Below are 16,481 nucleotides of genomic sequence, written 5' to 3'. Positions count from 1 at the left end.
TATTATGAAAGTTGTATAAAATGAAAAAAATTGCTGTCATTGGATGTGGTCATGGCGGACAAGCTTTAGCTGGACATTTTGCGATATTGGGGCACTCAGTAAATTTATATGCACATCCGCGACATCTCGGTGGCTACGAAGCAGTGCATAGAAATGGCGGAGTGCAATGTCAAGGGGTTGTTCAAGGTTTCGGGAAGTTAAATCTTGTAACCACCCACATAGAAGAAGCATTAAAAAATATAGATTACATTTTTATTGCTTTACCAGTGCCAGCGCATGAAGCTATATTTATAAATATGCTTCCATTTTTAGAAAGTAATCAGATTGTTATAAATTTATCTGGCCATTTTTCTGGAATTTTTCAATATGATATTTTAAAGAGATCGGGGTGGGAAAAAGATATTTTGATAGCAGATATCACTTCTTTTCCGTACGCATGTCGTGCAGAAAATCCTTCATTTGCAAATATATTAGCAATTAAAAATAAAATGGGAATTTCATCTTTGAATTATTCCCATGGGCAAGAAATTAAGACCGCAATTCAAGATTTTTTTCCATGTGAATTGGTTACAATGTCTAGCTTTATAGAAACAGGTTTATATGACCCATGTGGTATTAGTCATCCTCCATCTGTGTTATTCAATGCAGGTAGAATAGGTAACAAAGAAGAATACTATTTTTATAAAGATGGTGTTTCAATTGAAACTGCGCGTTTTTTAGAAAAAATAGATGAAGATCGCATAAATATTGGTAAGAATTTAGGCTTTAATTTACCACCTTATTATCAGGTTATGAACGATTATTATGGCTTATCGCATAAGAGTATTTATGATTTCTTTAAAAACTCTCCTATTCATAATAAGAATAAATTAAACCCAAAATCATTAAATGATCGTTATATATCGGAAGATGTTCCATTTTCACTTGTACCATGGTATAGTTTAGGACAAAGTGCAGGTTATGAATCCTCAGCTATGAGAAATATAATTGATATTACTTCTATATTAAATCAAGTGGATTATTTAAGTGCTGGCCGTATTATTACAAAAGATCATTTGAAAGCGTATAAAATATGTGGATAACGATTGCTATTTTAAGTTCGATTATTTTTGGAATAGCAAGCGTCATTATGAAGTCGGCTTCTATAAAAAAATGTTCCGATCATTATGTTCTTTGGGGCCTGTATTTTACAGGCACTCTCGTCTTCTTAATAACCTCATATGGAAAATTATCATTTAATTTCAATATTTCAATTTTATTAGCTGCACTCATTATTGCGATTGGATCTTATTTTGGCAATTGGCTTTTTATTAAGGCACTTGAAGTCGGTCCTGCGAGCTTAACCGCATCTATGCTAAATATAAATCTCCCAATTATTATTTTAATGTCCGTTTTTGTTTATGGGGAAGAGTTAAATTATATTAAAGTGGCTATAATTTTTCTTCTTTTTATAGCAGTTTTACTGGTTAAGCTCGATCCAAATGAAAAAATGGTGATAAAAGACAAAAAGTGGTTTATTTGGGTTGTCTTAAGCTCAGGTTTTCTTTTTTTACGAGAAGGTGGATTAAAAATAACTTTAGAGCTTGGCTATAACAATCAAATTATTTTGCTCTATTCATATATTATATGCCTTTTATTATCGAGTATAGCTATTATAAAGAAAGAGTATAACATTCTCAAACAAAGCAATAGTACTTATGAAGCGACCCAAAAGCTGAAATCTGTAAATACCTATTTCAGAGAAAATAATACCTCTGGCCTCTATTTTGGCTTAGTTACAGGCATTTGTTCCGGAGTGGGGCTTTGTTTATATTCTGAAGCCTTAATATTAGGCCCAACAAGTTTGGTGGCTTTAATATTTTCTGCTAGAAGTATGGTTATAGTTGTTATGTCATATTTGTTACATAAGGAAAGGCTTTCTATGTTTCAAAAATGCTCCGTTTTATTCTTATGCATAGGACTTTCTCTTGCAAGCTTTATCAAATAATCCTAATTTCAAGTTAAAAAAAAATTATATAATTTATATTTTTAGCTTTTTATTGCTCTTTATCCTATTTCTTTATTCATTATCATTGGGACCAGTTGAACTTTCTTTTGATAAAGTTTTGCTTTCTTTTTTGCAATCTGACGATACATTTGAACGTCGACTCATAATTGAAACAAGACTTGCGCGAACTTTAATGGCATGTCTTGTCGGATCAAGCTTCGCAGTTGCTGGTGTTATGCTGCAATCTGTTACTAAAAATCCAATGGCTTGTCCTAGTTTATTAGGGGTGACTCAAGGGGCAGGTCTTGGAATTGTCATCGTATTAGCTTTATTTCCATTCTGCCCATTACCTGTTTATTTAGGTTGTGCTGTTTTAGGTGGAATTTTAGCAGCTGCAGTTACATATTTTATAGCTATATCTGTTGGTATTTCGCCATTAAGATTGATTTTAGCTGGTCAAGCAATAAATGCTTTGTTATATGCTCTCACTCAAGCAATTCTTATTTTTTTACCAACTCGCTCTGGTGTCATCCTTATAAATTTAAATGGCTCTGTCGCCGGAGCAAATTGGCAGCAATTAACTTATGTATCTCCAATTCTTCTTCTATTAATTATTATTGCAATATTTAATATTAAAAACCTGCAGGTTTTATCGTTTGGAAAAGAGATTGCAAGTTCTCTCGGATTAAGCACTGAATTTTTGCTTGCTTTTTTTCTTTTTATTATTGTTCTACTTTGTGCAGCATCGGTGAGTTTAGCGGGACCAATTCTTTTTTTCCCGTTAATAGTTGTCCATTTTAGTAAGTTTATTGTTGGAGAAAATTTAGCTAAACAACTTCCATTTTCAATTTTATCTGGTGCAATTCTCATGTTATTTTCAGATTGCCTCATGCGTGCTATTTTTTCAAATCAAGAAATTCCAGTTGGATTTTTTATTGCTTTGGTGGGGGCGCCTATCCTTATATTATCTTCCCGCATGAAAAGGCTTTTAAATAATGGATAAAGCTATTTATAAAAACACGCGCCTGCTTATTCTTTTTATATTTCTTTTACTCTTAAGTTATTTTTATTTAATGATTGGAGTAACATCTTTTTCAATATCAGATGTGTGGAATGTTCTCACAAAAAAAATAGATGTTGCGGGAGCCGATTTTATTGTAAGTGACGTCCGATTGCCGCGAGTGATTATTGGTACACTGTGTGGGGCAATGTTCGCACTTTCTGGAAGTTTACTTCAATGTGTTTTACGCAACCCAATGGCTGCTCCAGATATTTTAGGAGTGAATTCCGCTTGTTCTTTGTTTATTTTATTATTCACTTTTCTTATTCCAAATGATTTTGATTTAAATAACCTTATATACGCAGTTTTTGGTGGATTCATTGGTTTTTTTGTTACAATTCTTGCATCATTAGATAATAAAAAAATCAATCAAACAAGATTAATAATCGTTGGTGTTGCAGTTGGTGCGCTTTTTAAAGCATGTTGTCAGTTTGTAATTATGCAGTCAGATGAACGGCAAAGCTCATTGGTTTCATTTTTAACAGGTACATTGTATCACTCAAGCTGGAATTCAGTTCAGCAGATCATTTATCCAGCCTGTTTCCTTATATTCATAACATTTTTCTTCTATCGCCAATTAGATATATTGCAATTAAATGAAGAATCCGCTGCAAGTATCGGATTTAAAGTTACAAAATGGAAAGTAATTATCATTCTTCTCGCTCTTATGCTTGCATCAATTGCTGTATCAGGCAGTGGAAGTTTAGGTTTTATTGGGTTAATTGCCCCCAATTTAGCGCGAATTTTATTCGGCTCTTCACACAAATTCAATTTATTTGGCTCCTGTTTTATAGGCGCTACATTAACTCTGTTTTCAGATTTTATCGGGAGAATAGTTTTTCCTCCATTTGAGATTCCTGCCGGAATTGTTTCAATCATAATTGGTGCACCATATTTTTTATATCTTATGAAAAATATTGGGCGTTATAAATAATTTTGCTTTCCATTTCAAAAAATTTGTTATTGACTTTAAATTTCTTATCCTATAAAAATAGCCTTTTATTTTATATAAGGATAAATTATGCAAATTTCTCAACTTATCAAATCATTACCCAAAGCAGAACTTCATTTGCATATTGAAGGAACTTTAGAACCAGAACTTATGTTTGAATTGGCGCAAAGAAATAATATTCAACTTCCTTATGCTAGTATTGATGAAGTTAGAAAATCTTATGAATTTCATGATCTACAATCCTTTTTAGATGTCTACTATTTAGGCGCAAGCGTGCTTCGAACTCGGCAAGATTTTTTTGACCTGACTTTTGCTTATTTAGAAAAAGCTCATGAGGATGGAATTACCCATACTGAAATCTTTTTTGATCCACAAACGCATACAAAAAGAGGTGTTTTATTTGAAGATATAATCATGGGTATAGCTGATGCTTTAGCTAAGGGTAAAGAAGAATTTGCTATTTCTTCTTATATTATTATGTCTTTTTTACGTCATTTAAGCGAAGATGATGCTTTTGAAGTACTTGAATTAGCTAAACCTTATTACAAATATATTAAAGCAATTGGCCTTGATTCAGCTGAAGTAGGGAATCCTCCTGAAAAGTTTAAAAATGTTTTTGCCAAAGCTCTCGATTTAGGCTTTTTAACCGTAGCCCATGCTGGGGAGGAAGGGCCAGCAGAAAATATCAGAAACTCTCTTGAGCTTTTAAAAGTTCAACGAATCGATCATGGTGTCAATTGTGTACAGGATGACAAACTATTAGAAGAACTAATTTATAAAAAGATACCTTTAACAATTTGCCCCTTATCGAATATAAAATTAAAAGTTTTTCAGCATATGAAAGAACACAATATAAGAGATCTATATTTAAAAGGCGCGTGCGTGACTATTAATTCAGATGATCCTTCCTATTTTGGCGGTTATTTAGCTGATAATTATTTTGAATGCCAAAGACATCTTAATTTTTCTTTTATTGAGCTTATACAAATCGCCAAAAACTCGTTTCGTGCATCGTTTTTAAGTGAAGAAGAAAAACTTTTAAAAATGGAAGAATTAGAAAATTTTGTAAAAAGCTTGAGCGGGCTTTATGCGGCTGAAAAATAAATTAACAAATGCATAATTAATATGCATTTGTTAGGCTATTCAGCATATTCTTGATTTGAAATTACGAATCTAAATTTCAGATAAGCAAGATCTTTTTATTATATTTTATAAAAACAGATGATAAAAAAAATATTTTAAATTATTTTAATATATATTTATTAATATATAAATTAAAATAATTTATTTGTATTTTTTTTGTTTACAAATAAAAATTTGTATTTTATAAAACCTTCGAACGACAATTTTTCTTTTTTTAAAGAAATAATAAGAAGGAAATTCTATGATAAAAAGTTTTAGTTACTTATTTATTCTTTCATGTTTATCTATTTCGGCACATAATATAAATTTATATGCAATTCAAAAAGACAGCGCATATATAAAGAATTCAGGAGTATTAAAATGTTTTCCAGAAGATACTAGAACGATTAAAAATGGGAAAGAAGTGCAAGCCCATTGCGAAGCTTCAGCAGTTGCTTTTGCAAATAATATGCTTATTTTTGCTAATGATAAGCCTATTCTTAAACCTTATTCCCCTGTATTTTCAATTAATTATACAAATATTTTTTCTCCAATTGCCGACCAACTAGTAACTCCTCTTACACATCCAAATTTTATTGAACCCAGAAAAATTGAGGATTTTTCTGTTTCTTTAGATAATAAATATATTTTTGCCACTACAGCTTTTGATTGGGAAAAGCCTGAAGAACCAAAAGACTACAATGGCATGCTTATCTATTGGCTCTCAGATGACTTTAATAATGTAAAAACAATATCTGTTTTAGAAAATGGTGTTGAAAATGAAAATATCCGATCATATCTCAATTCTGTAGTAAAACTACCATACTACAAAATAGAAGGTCTCGCGATTTTGCCCAACAATAAGATACTTTTAGGAATTCGTGAAAAAGGGGAGTCATATAAAAAATTCTCATATGCAATTGAAATGATATCTGTTTCTTATCAGGAAATAGAGGGTAAAATTTATTTGAATAACGATTTCAAATTAGCATACTCTTTTAATAATAGTAAAGATTTTGTATCTGAAAATGTTGGACTCTCAAGTATTGAATGGGACAAATACAACGATAGATTATTGTTACTAACAAGCTATGAGGATCAAGATGAAAATATTGGCGCATATTTATGGAGCCTTGATAGTAATGATCTTGAGAAAGGCAATGCACCTGTTCTTGTAAAAGATAATTCTAAACCTTTTAGTTTAAATAATAAAGCCGAAGGACTGACAGTGCTTAATGATCATGAAGTATTTATTATCAATGATGATGATAGAGTTCTAAAAAATTCACTTATTAATGGAGTTGAACTCACAAGAAAAACAAATGAAGCTATCTTTAATATTGTTGAATTTAAAAATAATTAAATCTAATGAATTAATGCCAAAAAAAAATTTATAAATTATAAGTTGTCGAATTATCTCAATTTCACTTAGCCATTTTACCCATTATAATTCTCATAATATATATGCGCATAATTCTTGGAAGAATAATAAGTGACCAGCCTAAAAACTTAGATAAAAAACCCGGGCGAATTGTAACCATATAACCCAATGCTTGAATAGTTTTTTCCGCAACAACTTCTGTAGACGCAGCATTTCCCATATTCAAGTTTGCACGCTTGCCAAATCCAGATTGAACAGGACCTGGTGCTGAAGAAAGAACATCCACTCCAAATTGTTTTAATTCAAAATGCAGCCCTTCTGCGAAGTTTTGTATAAAGGCTTTTGTTGCAGCATAATTCGCAGAATAAGGAACACCTTGAAATCCAACTAAAGAACCCATTAAAATTATGCCGCCTCTTTTTTGAGTAACAAATCGATTTGCAAAATAATAAGTTTGTTCCACGACTGAGCGACAATTAACATCAATCATTTCTAATTCATCTTGAATTTTCCCTTTAAAAAAGTCACCAGAAGTGCCAAAACCAGCTATTGCTGCAAATAAACCAATTTCATATTGATTAATTTGAGAGATCAATGCTTTATTACTTTCATTTTTTGCTAGATCGATTGCAATTATTTTAACTATAACATTAAATTTTTTCTGAATTTCAGAACCTAATTTCTCCAAGCGTTCATTATTTCTACCTACTATTATTAAATTAAGGCCAACTTTAGCAATTTCAATTGCGAGTGCACGCCCGATTCCGTCTGATGCTCCTGTTACCAAAGCCCATGGACCATATTTTTTTTGAAAATTAGAATTCATGCTTTATCCTTTGTTTTATGTCACTTACATGAAAAACTCGTTTTTATGATAGTAATTATATTATATCTTAAGATATTTCATTTTTAGAAGATCCATTCTTTTGATGTCAATTTTATGTAAATTAATATTAATGATTATTAAAAATATAATTTAAAATTTATTCGCAAAATCTCCGAAGTAACCCAAAAAAAATAATTTAAAAATATAAGTGAACAGATTATGTAAATAAACACGAAAAAACGCCTGAGCAAAACCCACGAAGTAACCCCAAAAAAACGATTTTAAAATATAAGTTGACTGATTTAGGCAGAAATTTTGGTAAGAGAAAAGCATTCTTGAAGGGCATTTGCGGCCAGCAACTCTGCCCTGAAAGGATGCTCTTTCTTTTACCGAGAATAAAGAAAAAAATGAAAACTTATATATTTAAAATCCCGGATCTAATCTTGAGCAAAACCCACGAAGTAACCCCAAAAAAACGATTTTAAAATATAAGTTGACTGATTTAGGCAGAAATTTTGGTAAGAGAAAAGCATTCTTGAAGGGCATTTGCGGCCAGCAACTCTGCCCTGAAAGGATGCTCTTTCTTTTACCGAGAATAAAGAAAAAAATGAAAACTTATAAATTTAAAATCTCTCGAAATAATACTTTGAATATTAAACTCGACATTAATTAATATTTGTGTATAATTTCTAGAGTATATTTTTTGTAAAATTATTATAAGGAGCACTATTGTGGCAAAAATATTATGCGTATTATTTGATGATCCAATAGATGGTTACCCAAAGAATTATGCACGTGATGAAATGCCTTCCATATCACATTATGAAGGTGGTCAATCTCTACCCAATCCAAGCAGCATAGATTTTCAACCTGGTCATTTACTTGGAAGTGTTTCAGGCGAATTGGGATTAAGATCTTATTTAGAAAAATTAGGTCATAAATATATTGTTACCTCTGATAGAGAAGGTTCTGATTCCATTTTTGCAAGAGAATTGCATGATGCAGAAATAATTATTTCGCAACCATTTTGGCCAGCATATTTATCCCAAGAGCGCTTGGCACAGGCCAATAATTTAAAACTTGTTATCACAGCAGGTGTTGGTTCGGATCATATTGATTTAAGTGCGGCAGTTCATAAAAAAATCACCGTTGCGGAAGTAACAAATAGCAATAGTATCAGTGTTGCTGAACATGCTGTGATGATGATTTTATCACTCGTAAGAAATTACATTCCTTCATATAAATATGTTGTTGAAGGAGGTTGGAATATTGCTGATTGTGTTTCAAGGGCTTATGATTTAGAAGGAATGCATGTTGGAACATTGGGAGCGGGTCGAATAGGTTTAGGAATCTTAAAAAGACTCAATCCATTTGGAGTTAAGTTACATTATACAGATAAATACCGCTTAGCAAAAGAAACTGAAAAAGAATTAAATTTAACTTACCATGAAAATTTAGAATCTTTAGCAAAAGCAGTTGATGTTTTAACCATCAATTGTCCGCTTCATCCAGAGACAGACGGAATAATAGATGAGAAATTGCTTAAAAAAATGCGCAGAGGGTCCTATATTGTAAATACTGCGCGTGGAAAAATTTGCAATCAAGAGGCTATTGTCAATGCACTGCAAACGGAACATTTAGCAGGATATGCAGGCGATGTTTGGTATCCACAACCTGCCCCTAAAAATCATCCATGGAGACATATGCCGAACCATGCCATGACACCGCATATTTCTGGTGCCACTCTTTCAGCACAGGCACGTTATGCTGCAGGAGTAAAAGAAATTCTTGAGGCTTGGTTTGCCAATAAACCTATTCGGAATGAATATTTGATCGTGCAAAATGGGGAACTCGCAGGAGCTGGTGCGCATGCTTATACAACAAAGATGTGATTTAAAATAATTTTATCACTTCATTTTTAAAATAAGAGCTGGCTTTAAACTGCTTAATTTAAAATAAGATTATTTTTTAGGTTTAATGCTTTTCTTTGTAATATAATTTTTAAAGCAACACCATTTTGTTTCTCCCAGCTTCCCACGCCATTCAGTTGGGAGATTAAAAATCTTATTAAGTCGATATCGGAAGAAGCATTTTTAAATTGATTAAAGAAATCGCTATTGTCATGCAGTGAGATGACTGTGTTGTTCGTATTTTCTTGCCATTTGATTTTAATGGATCTATTTTCTTTAACTATAAGGGAATGTTTATTTGATAAATGGACAAATTCATGAATAATAAGGGCTAAGGTGAAAATTTGATCTACTGGAAGTATTGATTTTTCTGATATATCTAAATTAATTTTAATATTTTCAAAAAAACTTTCCTTTATATTAAAGGATATGTTTTCAGATAAATTAATAAGGAAATTTTTTAATTCTATTTTTTCTAAAGAATACTCTTGTAATAAATGATTATCAATTGATGATTTGTTTTTTAAAGGAATATACTTTTCTTGGCTCCAAGCAAAAATAGAATTCACGATTAGAAAGATGTTTTTTAAGCAGAGATTATTTCTTGTTAATTGTATGTCTTTTTGTATAATTTTTCTATTTAAATACCTATTTATAAGTTGTGATTTTACTAAATAGTTTGAGCGTAAAGAAGTGAGTTTAGTTTGCAGCTCTAAACCCATATCATAATCTGTAGATGACCAAGGTTTCGATCGGCAATATGTATCTTGATACCATGTACTAAAAGAGCTTCTAGGATTTAACGTTCCATCTTTTTCTAAATTATAACTATTAGGATTCCCACTCCATTTTACAGTCTGGATATACTCTGGCCGTAAAAAGACAATAAATGAAGATAAGTCCTCGTTTAATTTTATAACAATAATTCCAGCAGCAACTTCTTTTGACCAGGACTCAAATATAGGATCTAAATCTATAAGCTTATCAATTAAAATAAGATCATTTCGGAAATATTTACTGAGACAGCTAAGAATTTTATCAGCAAATTCATGAGGAACAGATAAGTTTTTCTCAAATTTATTGTTATATCTATAAAAGAAGCCTTTTGCTTCAAATGTATCTTTTAATTCTTCAAATTTTTCGTTTGGAATGTTTTCTAAATTGCAATCTGCTTTTTCATAAATTTTTATAAAATAATTAATTTTTGCATTACCTAAACTCTTTATTCTTTTAGATTTTCTATATCGGAAAAGTAATATTTTTCGAGAAAATTCATCTATTAAAACTTGAATTTTAGATAATATTTCAACTGAGGTATAATTTTGAATTTTTGAGTGGCAGCCAAATAGTCCATAAAGCTTTCCATCTATAATGATAGAAAAAGAAGCAGATGATTTTAGTCCCATATTCTTTAAATAAGTTAAATGACTTTTTCCAATATCTCTATAAAAAGATAATGTTAAATCAATATCATCTTTAGATCCTTCTATGGGAACTTGAAAGTAATCTATATTAGAGATTAATCTAAATTTATTTTTAATATAAATACTTCTTACAGTTAATGGTAAATCCGATGCTGGAAAATGGTGATGCAGCAAAGATTCTAACTCTCCATTCTGAAAACTAGCTCTAACATAACCGTGGTCATCTTGTAAAAATTCACAGAAATATGCTCTTTCAAAGTTCATGACTTCAGCGATATACTTACAGATATAATGAGATATTTTATTAATATTTCCAGAATATGATTTGATATATTGCAGGGTTTCCTCATAATAAATTTCGTCGAAATTATTTTTATAAGAATCAAATTTGCTTTGGAATTCTATGCATAAAACTGAACTTGTGAAATAAATTGCGCATGGAATATCGTATAGACAATTAAAATATTTTATCTGAAGAAAGGAGATTATTCTTGGCTTTACTTCTTTTTTATTTATTCGAGCGACAAAGTTTGTAATTTTTATAATTGAAATCTGGGTAAAAAGCAGATCGATTGAATTTCTCAAAATTTCATAATTGAAAATGCTCGAAAAGTTTTTTGAAGCATATATGGTTTTAAAATTTTTCAAATCAATGCCAAGAAAAATCCCTTCGGATTGAATCATATTTGTGTAATTAACATTTAAATTTTCACAATTTTGAAATATTTCTGCTTGTTGCATTTCTTTATTCCTTTACTTATATTTATTTTAAATAAGTTAATATAATTTTATTGCAATCTTTTTTGTATATGGATAAATCTTAAATTTGATGGGTTTTGTTTAAATAATTAGAATAATAAAAAGTTATTCTAATAATAGCAGCTATGTTATGTTTAAAAAATTATATTTGTCAAGAAAGTTAATAATTTATTATAAAATACGATTGTTTATTTAATAAAATACAAATTATAATTATATTATTTCAATTACATATGGTTTATTTGACAAATATTTGACAATATTTAAAAAGACTTTCTTGAGAATTCAATTTTTAATTATTATTCGGTAAAATATAGAATAAACTCTTTTGCATAAGAGGTCTCTATGGCTGCTAAAATAGTTAAAAGGGAATTGAGTCGGCGTAAATTTTTTCTCATTGGAGGCATAGCAGCAAGCGCTCTATTAATAGATAAAATTGCCTGGTCCGAACAAAAATTTACATTAAATCAACCAAAAGATTATGGACAAAAGCGAGCAAGTTTAAATGATTCAGAATTTTTGCAGTTGTCAAAACTTCTTATGAATGATGATCTTTTAGATGCTGAAATGTCTAAAAAAATATATCAATTTTTGAAGAAATTTAAAGCAGAAATTTATGTATTGTATGAATATATACGCACCCACTCACCTCTAAATAATAAAACATTTAAAGCTTATTTATTAGGAAATAAAAAAATACTGATTGCTTATGCAAATATTATGAAAGCTTGGTATTCTGGTGTGCTCATAATTGGCAAATCAGAAATGCGTTTCACTTATTTCGATTCTTATATGTTTCGCTTGATGGCAGGGCTTGCACCGACTCCGGGTATCTGTGGTGGTCAAACAAATTACTGGGCTGAAAAACCTAATGTTTAAAGCTATAGCTTGGTTAATAAATTAACTTTCAATCAAAGTGAGAATTAAATATGAGCAATGAAATAATATCTGCTGATGTCGTTGTCGTTGGTTCAGGAGTTGCGGGATCGTTAGTTGCCTATGAACTTTCGCGTATGGGAATTAAAAATATTATATTGCTCGAAGCTGGGCCAAAAATAGCAAGACAGGCGATTGTAAATAATTTTTATAAATCCATCGATTCGCATAATTATATGGAACCTTATCCAATGGCAATACATGCACCACACCCAAATCCAAGTCATCCCGAAGGCTATATTATTGAAAAAGGAGCGAATAGATACAACACCCAATATATGCGTGTTGTCGGAGGAACGACGTGGCATTGGGCAGGTTGCACATGGAGGCTCGTTCCAAATGATTTTAAAATTAAAACTTTATATGGCATAGGTAGGGATTGGCCACTGCAATACAATGAACTTGAACCATTTTATGAATTGATGGAAAAAGAAATGGGTGTGTCAGGCAATGATGATCTAGGATCACCCCGTAAATCGGATTATCCAATGAAGGGCTTAGCCTTCACTTATATGGATTCTTATATAGAAAAAAAACTTGCGCCAAAGTATAAAGTCATTTTAGAGCCACTTGCAAAAAATAGTGTTGAATATGACTCTCGCCCACCTTGCTGTGGTAATAATAACTGTATGCCTATTTGTCCTATTGGTGCTCAGTATAGTGCAATAATCCATGTCGAAAAAGCTGAAAAAAATGGTGTTAGACTCATGGAAAACTCTGTCGCCTATTTTATAGAAACGGATAGTAACCTAACAGTAACGGCGATTTATATTAAAACGCCAAGTGGACAAAAGAAAGTAGTAAAAGGGAAATATTTTGTTTTGGCAGCGAATGGGATTGAAATCCCAAAACTGTTGTTACTTTCGACTTCTGAAAAAAATCCTCGTGGAGTTGCGAATAGAAGTGATCTCGTTGGCCGCTTTTTAATGGATCATCCGGGAATAAATAGAACTGTTACTTTAAAAGATCCAATTTATGGAGGGAGAGGTCCTGTAGAGTTATCAGCAATTTTAGAATATAGAGATGGAAACTTGCGTAAAACGATGGCTTCAAAGAAAATTCATTTTGGCACACAAGTGAATTTTAAAGAAATTTCAGATTCCCTCATCGAGCAAGGTTATACTGGTAATGAACTCAAAGAAAAATTTAAATATAGAGCTATCCGAACTTTTGGAATAGGAAGTTTTCACGAACAGTTACCTGATTTTAATAATAGAGTTTCATTAAGTAATAAAGTAGACGCAATCGGTATCAAAAGACCACTTATTCATTATTCAATTGAGGATTATGTTAAGAAAAGTGGAGTAGATACAATTGCTAAAATGAATGAAATTGCGAAAATGTTAGGAGCAGAGGAAATTACAAAAGCCAAAGGCTTCGATCCCAACAATCATATTATGGGTACAACGATAATGGGAAGTACTGAAAAAGACTCTGTGGTCAATAAAGATTGTCGCACTCATGAAAATAATAATCTATATATTGCTTCGAGCAGTGTTATGCCTTCATCCGCATGTGTTAACCCAACAGGAACAATAGCTGCGTTGAGTTTAAGAATCGCAAATACGATTTATAAACAAATAGCGAAGTAAAAGTACTTTTTAATTCACATTTACTTGTTCCATATGAAATTTTTTTAAGTTCTCTTCAATTTCTTTTTTAATTTTCTTATTAAATTTTTTGCAAAAGCCATATGCACACTCACTTTTTTACAAGGAACTTTAACCATCTTAAAATAGAATTAATACTATTGTGAAGCAAGTATAGATTAGAGTCAATTAAAGAGGATTTAGTTTGAATAATAAAAATTATTTTATGTGCTTTAAAAAGCTAAGTTAGAAGTAAATGATTAGCTAGTTTATCAACTATTTCAATACTTTGATCGCGATTTAAGCGTGGGTCACAAAATGTCAAATAATTGGTTTTGAGTTGCTCTTCGGTAATATTAGCAGATCCTCCAACACATTCAGTTACGTTGATAGGGGATATCTCAAAATGAGCACCAGTCAAAATAGAGCCATATTTTTTATGAATGTTAATAGTTTCATTGAGCTCTTGCCATATCTTTTTAAAATATCTTGTCTTTATATCGTGCTGAGTCTTTTCTGCATTGCCATGCATAGGGTCGCAACTCCAAGAAACAGATAGATGTGTATTCTTAATTTTATCAAGTAGTGAAGGCAAAATACTATGTGCTACATCTGCACCAAATCGAGTGATTAAAGTAATACGTCCCTGCTTATTTTCTGGATTTAATAATTTAACTAAAGAAACAAGTTCATTTGGGGTAGTATTAGGTCCCACTTTAATACCGATTGGGTTTGAAATTCCTCTTAAATATTCAACATGTGCTCCATGAATATTTTTTGTTCTTTCGCCAAGCCAAAGAAAATGTGTTCCATAATTATACCATTTTCCAGATTTTGGAGAACAACGTGTCAATGCGGATTCATAATCTAAGTGCAAAGCTTCATGCGAGCAGAAAAATAAGTTATTTTTAATATCTAAATTTAGTCTTAAATAATCTTTTATCCAAGTAAACGTTGATTTTGAACATTCATAAGCGCGGATCAATCTTAATGGATCGGCTTTTCTTGCTTCTCCATTAAAGTCAAAACCATTAATAATATCGCCTCTATAACAAGGAAGAGATATATTATTAATTGTTTCTAATAAATGAGAACGCGGTTTTGCATATTGACCCGCAATTCTGCCTATAATGACTATAGGTTTATTTAAAATATTTTTTAAATTTTCAGCCAAGTTTTGCAAATGTTGAACTCGTGTTTTAACATTAAACTTATTACAATCCAAAAATGTTTCTGCGCAATCTCCAGCTTGTAAAATAAAAACATTTCCTTTAGCAGCTTCTTGAATATAATATTGGATAGAATTTATTTCCTCTTCGGTTACTAAATTCACACTGCTTTTTAAATTTAAGAGACACTGTTCTAAAAGATTTTTGTTTTCGTATAGAGGTTGTTGAACCGTATCATAGCTTTTCCAGCTACTGGGATGCCAAGAAGTTTCGTATTTGCTTTGTAAATGCGCAGATTGCATGTATAACCTTTAATATTACGTATATGTAGGGAACAAAAAATCAGTGAATCCAACCAAGATATGTTCCCAAAATAAGAATAAACCCAAGAAGAAGTCGATACCACGCAAAAATGAGGGTTGAACGTCTTTCCAGATATTTCATTAAAGCAAAAACAGCCAAAAATGCAGCTATAGAGGCAGTAATAAGTCCTACGGCAAGGACAGACCATCCTTGCGCAATCATACCTGCATTATACATTTCATGTATTTCTTTAAGCCCAGCACCAACAATAACAGGTACGCCTAAAATAAAAGAAAATGCTGCAGCTGTTTCTCTTTTTAAGCCGAGAAAAAGTCCTGCTGTGATCGTTGAGCCTGATCGAGATACCCCTGGAATAAGTGCTGCAACTTGAGCCAAGCCAACGATTAAGCAATCTTTAAAAGTCAATTTGCTAAAGTCTCTTTTATGTTTAGAAATTTTTTCTGCAATAATAAATAAAATTCCCATTATAATACATGCAACTCCTATTACATATAATGATCTTAAAGGAGAGTTTGGTGAGTTGAGAGTTGATTTTAATAAAAGACCCATAATACCCACTGGAATCGTTCCAATAATGATTCCTATGCCAAGTCTAAAATCTGGTGAGGAAAAATTTCGATCTTTAATACTTGATAAGGTGCCAAAGAATATTTTTGCTATTTCTTTTCTGAAATAAATCATAACTGCAAAAAAGCTAGCAAGTTGAACTGCACCTGTAAAAGGAGTCCCTGGATCTTGCCAACCTAAAAATGCTGGAATGACTCTTAAATGAGCTGTGCTACTAATGGGTAAAAGTTCAGTTATGCCTTGAATAATCCCTAAAATTATTATTTTAAAATATCCTAACTCTGCAAAGCCACAATCTATTAAATGATCATGAACTGGAATTGGGCAAACAAGACTCATACTGATTCCCTCATAGAAAAAAGTTGCACAAAGGAGGTAGATACCATATCGTTTGCTCTTGGCCACTGAGTGGTGCCTATATTTTTTTAAAAGAGCCCATCTTTTTTTTATACTAACACAGACGGGTTCTTTTTTG

The 16,481-nt window shown here is 31.4% G+C and carries 13 protein-coding genes; 9 read left to right on the top strand and 4 right to left on the bottom strand.

Going from position 1 to position 16,481, the window contains the following annotated elements; genetic code table 11:
- Positions 1 to 20 precede the first annotated feature (20 nt).
- The 6 genes from EZS29_RS07675 (at position 21) to EZS29_RS07650 (ending at position 6,484) form a co-directional block, all read left to right on the top strand.
- Positions 21 to 1,082, top strand: a complete 1,062-nt coding sequence (locus EZS29_RS07675) for an NAD/NADP-dependent octopine/nopaline dehydrogenase family protein (RefSeq protein ID WP_130608369.1) — start codon at positions 21 to 23, stop codon at positions 1,080 to 1,082.
- Entirely contained in the window at positions 1,073 to 1,987 is a 915-nt protein-coding gene (locus tag EZS29_RS07670; RefSeq protein ID WP_130608366.1) for a DMT family transporter, read from the top strand. The genes EZS29_RS07675 and EZS29_RS07670 overlap by 10 nt, the downstream gene beginning before the upstream one ends.
- On the top strand, positions 1,968 to 2,990 hold the full coding sequence (locus EZS29_RS07665) for a FecCD family ABC transporter permease (RefSeq protein WP_130608363.1): 1,023 nt from the start codon (positions 1,968 to 1,970) through the stop codon (positions 2,988 to 2,990). The genes EZS29_RS07670 and EZS29_RS07665 overlap by 20 nt, the downstream gene beginning before the upstream one ends.
- The gene (locus EZS29_RS07660) at positions 2,983 to 3,981 is read left to right on the top strand and encodes a FecCD family ABC transporter permease (RefSeq protein ID WP_130608360.1); all 999 of its coding nucleotides are present in this window, start codon (positions 2,983 to 2,985) and stop codon (positions 3,979 to 3,981) included. The genes EZS29_RS07665 and EZS29_RS07660 overlap by 8 nt, the downstream gene beginning before the upstream one ends.
- 87 nt (positions 3,982 to 4,068) lie before the next feature.
- The gene (locus EZS29_RS07655) at positions 4,069 to 5,103 is read left to right on the top strand and encodes an adenosine deaminase (protein WP_130608357.1); all 1,035 of its coding nucleotides are present in this window, start codon (positions 4,069 to 4,071) and stop codon (positions 5,101 to 5,103) included.
- 280 nt (positions 5,104 to 5,383) lie between these two features.
- Positions 5,384 to 6,484: a hypothetical protein gene (locus EZS29_RS07650; RefSeq protein ID WP_130608354.1), complete on the top strand. Its 1,101-nt coding sequence runs from the start codon at positions 5,384 to 5,386 to the stop codon at positions 6,482 to 6,484.
- Between the two features lie 61 nt (positions 6,485 to 6,545).
- On the opposite strand, the gene EZS29_RS07645 is transcribed toward EZS29_RS07650, so the two are convergent.
- Entirely contained in the window at positions 6,546 to 7,328 is a 783-nt protein-coding gene (locus EZS29_RS07645; protein WP_130608351.1) for an SDR family NAD(P)-dependent oxidoreductase, read from the bottom strand.
- A gap of 731 nt (positions 7,329 to 8,059) precedes the next feature.
- On the opposite strand from EZS29_RS07645, the gene EZS29_RS07640 reads away from it, so the two are divergent.
- A complete protein-coding gene (locus EZS29_RS07640; protein ID WP_130608347.1) occupies positions 8,060 to 9,220 on the top strand; it encodes an NAD-dependent formate dehydrogenase in 1,161 nt (386 codons plus the stop codon).
- 53 nt (positions 9,221 to 9,273) lie between these two features.
- Here EZS29_RS07640 and EZS29_RS07635 read toward each other — a convergent pair whose 3' ends face one another.
- On the bottom strand, positions 9,274 to 11,403 hold the full coding sequence (locus EZS29_RS07635) for a GAF domain-containing protein (RefSeq protein WP_130608344.1): 2,130 nt from the start codon (positions 11,401 to 11,403) through the stop codon (positions 9,274 to 9,276).
- 363 nt (positions 11,404 to 11,766) lie between these two features.
- Here EZS29_RS07635 and EZS29_RS07630 point away from each other — a divergent pair, with 363 nt between their 5' ends.
- Together EZS29_RS07630 and EZS29_RS07625 are read left to right on the top strand one after the other, a co-directional pair.
- Positions 11,767 to 12,300, top strand: coding sequence for a sugar dehydrogenase complex small subunit (locus EZS29_RS07630; RefSeq protein WP_130608341.1), 534 nt, complete (start codon positions 11,767 to 11,769; stop codon positions 12,298 to 12,300).
- 50 nt (positions 12,301 to 12,350) lie between these two features.
- Positions 12,351 to 13,949, top strand: coding sequence for a GMC family oxidoreductase (locus tag EZS29_RS07625; RefSeq protein ID WP_130608338.1), 1,599 nt, complete (start codon positions 12,351 to 12,353; stop codon positions 13,947 to 13,949).
- Between the two features lie 238 nt (positions 13,950 to 14,187).
- On the opposite strand, the gene EZS29_RS07620 is transcribed toward EZS29_RS07625, so the two are convergent.
- A complete protein-coding gene (locus EZS29_RS07620) occupies positions 14,188 to 15,417 on the bottom strand; it encodes a 3-deoxy-7-phosphoheptulonate synthase (protein ID WP_130608335.1) in 1,230 nt (409 codons plus the stop codon).
- 40 nt (positions 15,418 to 15,457) lie between these two features.
- Positions 15,458 to 16,345 (bottom strand): undecaprenyl-diphosphate phosphatase, encoded by an 888-nt coding sequence (locus tag EZS29_RS07615; RefSeq protein ID WP_130608330.1) that lies wholly within the window; start codon positions 16,343 to 16,345, stop codon positions 15,458 to 15,460.
- Between the last annotated feature and the right edge of the window lie 136 nt (positions 16,346 to 16,481).

The organism is Fluviispira sanaruensis (genome assembly GCF_004295685.1).
Classification (GTDB): domain Bacteria; phylum Bdellovibrionota_B; class Oligoflexia; order Silvanigrellales; family Silvanigrellaceae; genus Silvanigrella; species Silvanigrella sanaruensis.
Note: the sequence above shows the minus strand (reverse complement) of the source record. Positions and strands in the feature narration are given on the sequence as shown.

What these genes read in the sequence shown, in the direction of transcription:
- EZS29_RS07675 (WP_130608369.1), top strand. Translation starts at nt 21, where the DNA reads ATGAAAAAAATTGCTGTCATTGGATGTGGTCATGGCGGACAAGCTTTA.
- EZS29_RS07670 (WP_130608366.1), top strand. Translation starts at nt 1,073, where the DNA reads ATGTGGATAACGATTGCTATTTTAAGTTCGATTATTTTTGGAATAGCA.
- EZS29_RS07660 (WP_130608360.1), top strand. Translation starts at nt 2,983, where the DNA reads ATGGATAAAGCTATTTATAAAAACACGCGCCTGCTTATTCTTTTTATA.
- EZS29_RS07655 (WP_130608357.1), top strand. Translation starts at nt 4,069, where the DNA reads ATGCAAATTTCTCAACTTATCAAATCATTACCCAAAGCAGAACTTCAT.
- EZS29_RS07650 (WP_130608354.1), top strand. Translation starts at nt 5,384, where the DNA reads ATGATAAAAAGTTTTAGTTACTTATTTATTCTTTCATGTTTATCTATT.
- EZS29_RS07645 (WP_130608351.1), bottom strand. Translation starts at nt 7,328, where the DNA reads ATGAATTCTAATTTTCAAAAAAAATATGGTCCATGGGCTTTGGTAACA.
- EZS29_RS07635 (WP_130608344.1), bottom strand. Translation starts at nt 11,403, where the DNA reads ATGCAACAAGCAGAAATATTTCAAAATTGTGAAAATTTAAATGTTAAT.
- EZS29_RS07630 (WP_130608341.1), top strand. Translation starts at nt 11,767, where the DNA reads ATGGCTGCTAAAATAGTTAAAAGGGAATTGAGTCGGCGTAAATTTTTT.
- EZS29_RS07625 (WP_130608338.1), top strand. Translation starts at nt 12,351, where the DNA reads ATGAGCAATGAAATAATATCTGCTGATGTCGTTGTCGTTGGTTCAGGA.
- EZS29_RS07620 (WP_130608335.1), bottom strand. Translation starts at nt 15,417, where the DNA reads ATGCAATCTGCGCATTTACAAAGCAAATACGAAACTTCTTGGCATCCC.
- EZS29_RS07615 (WP_130608330.1), bottom strand. Translation starts at nt 16,345, where the DNA reads ATGAGTCTTGTTTGCCCAATTCCAGTTCATGATCATTTAATAGATTGT.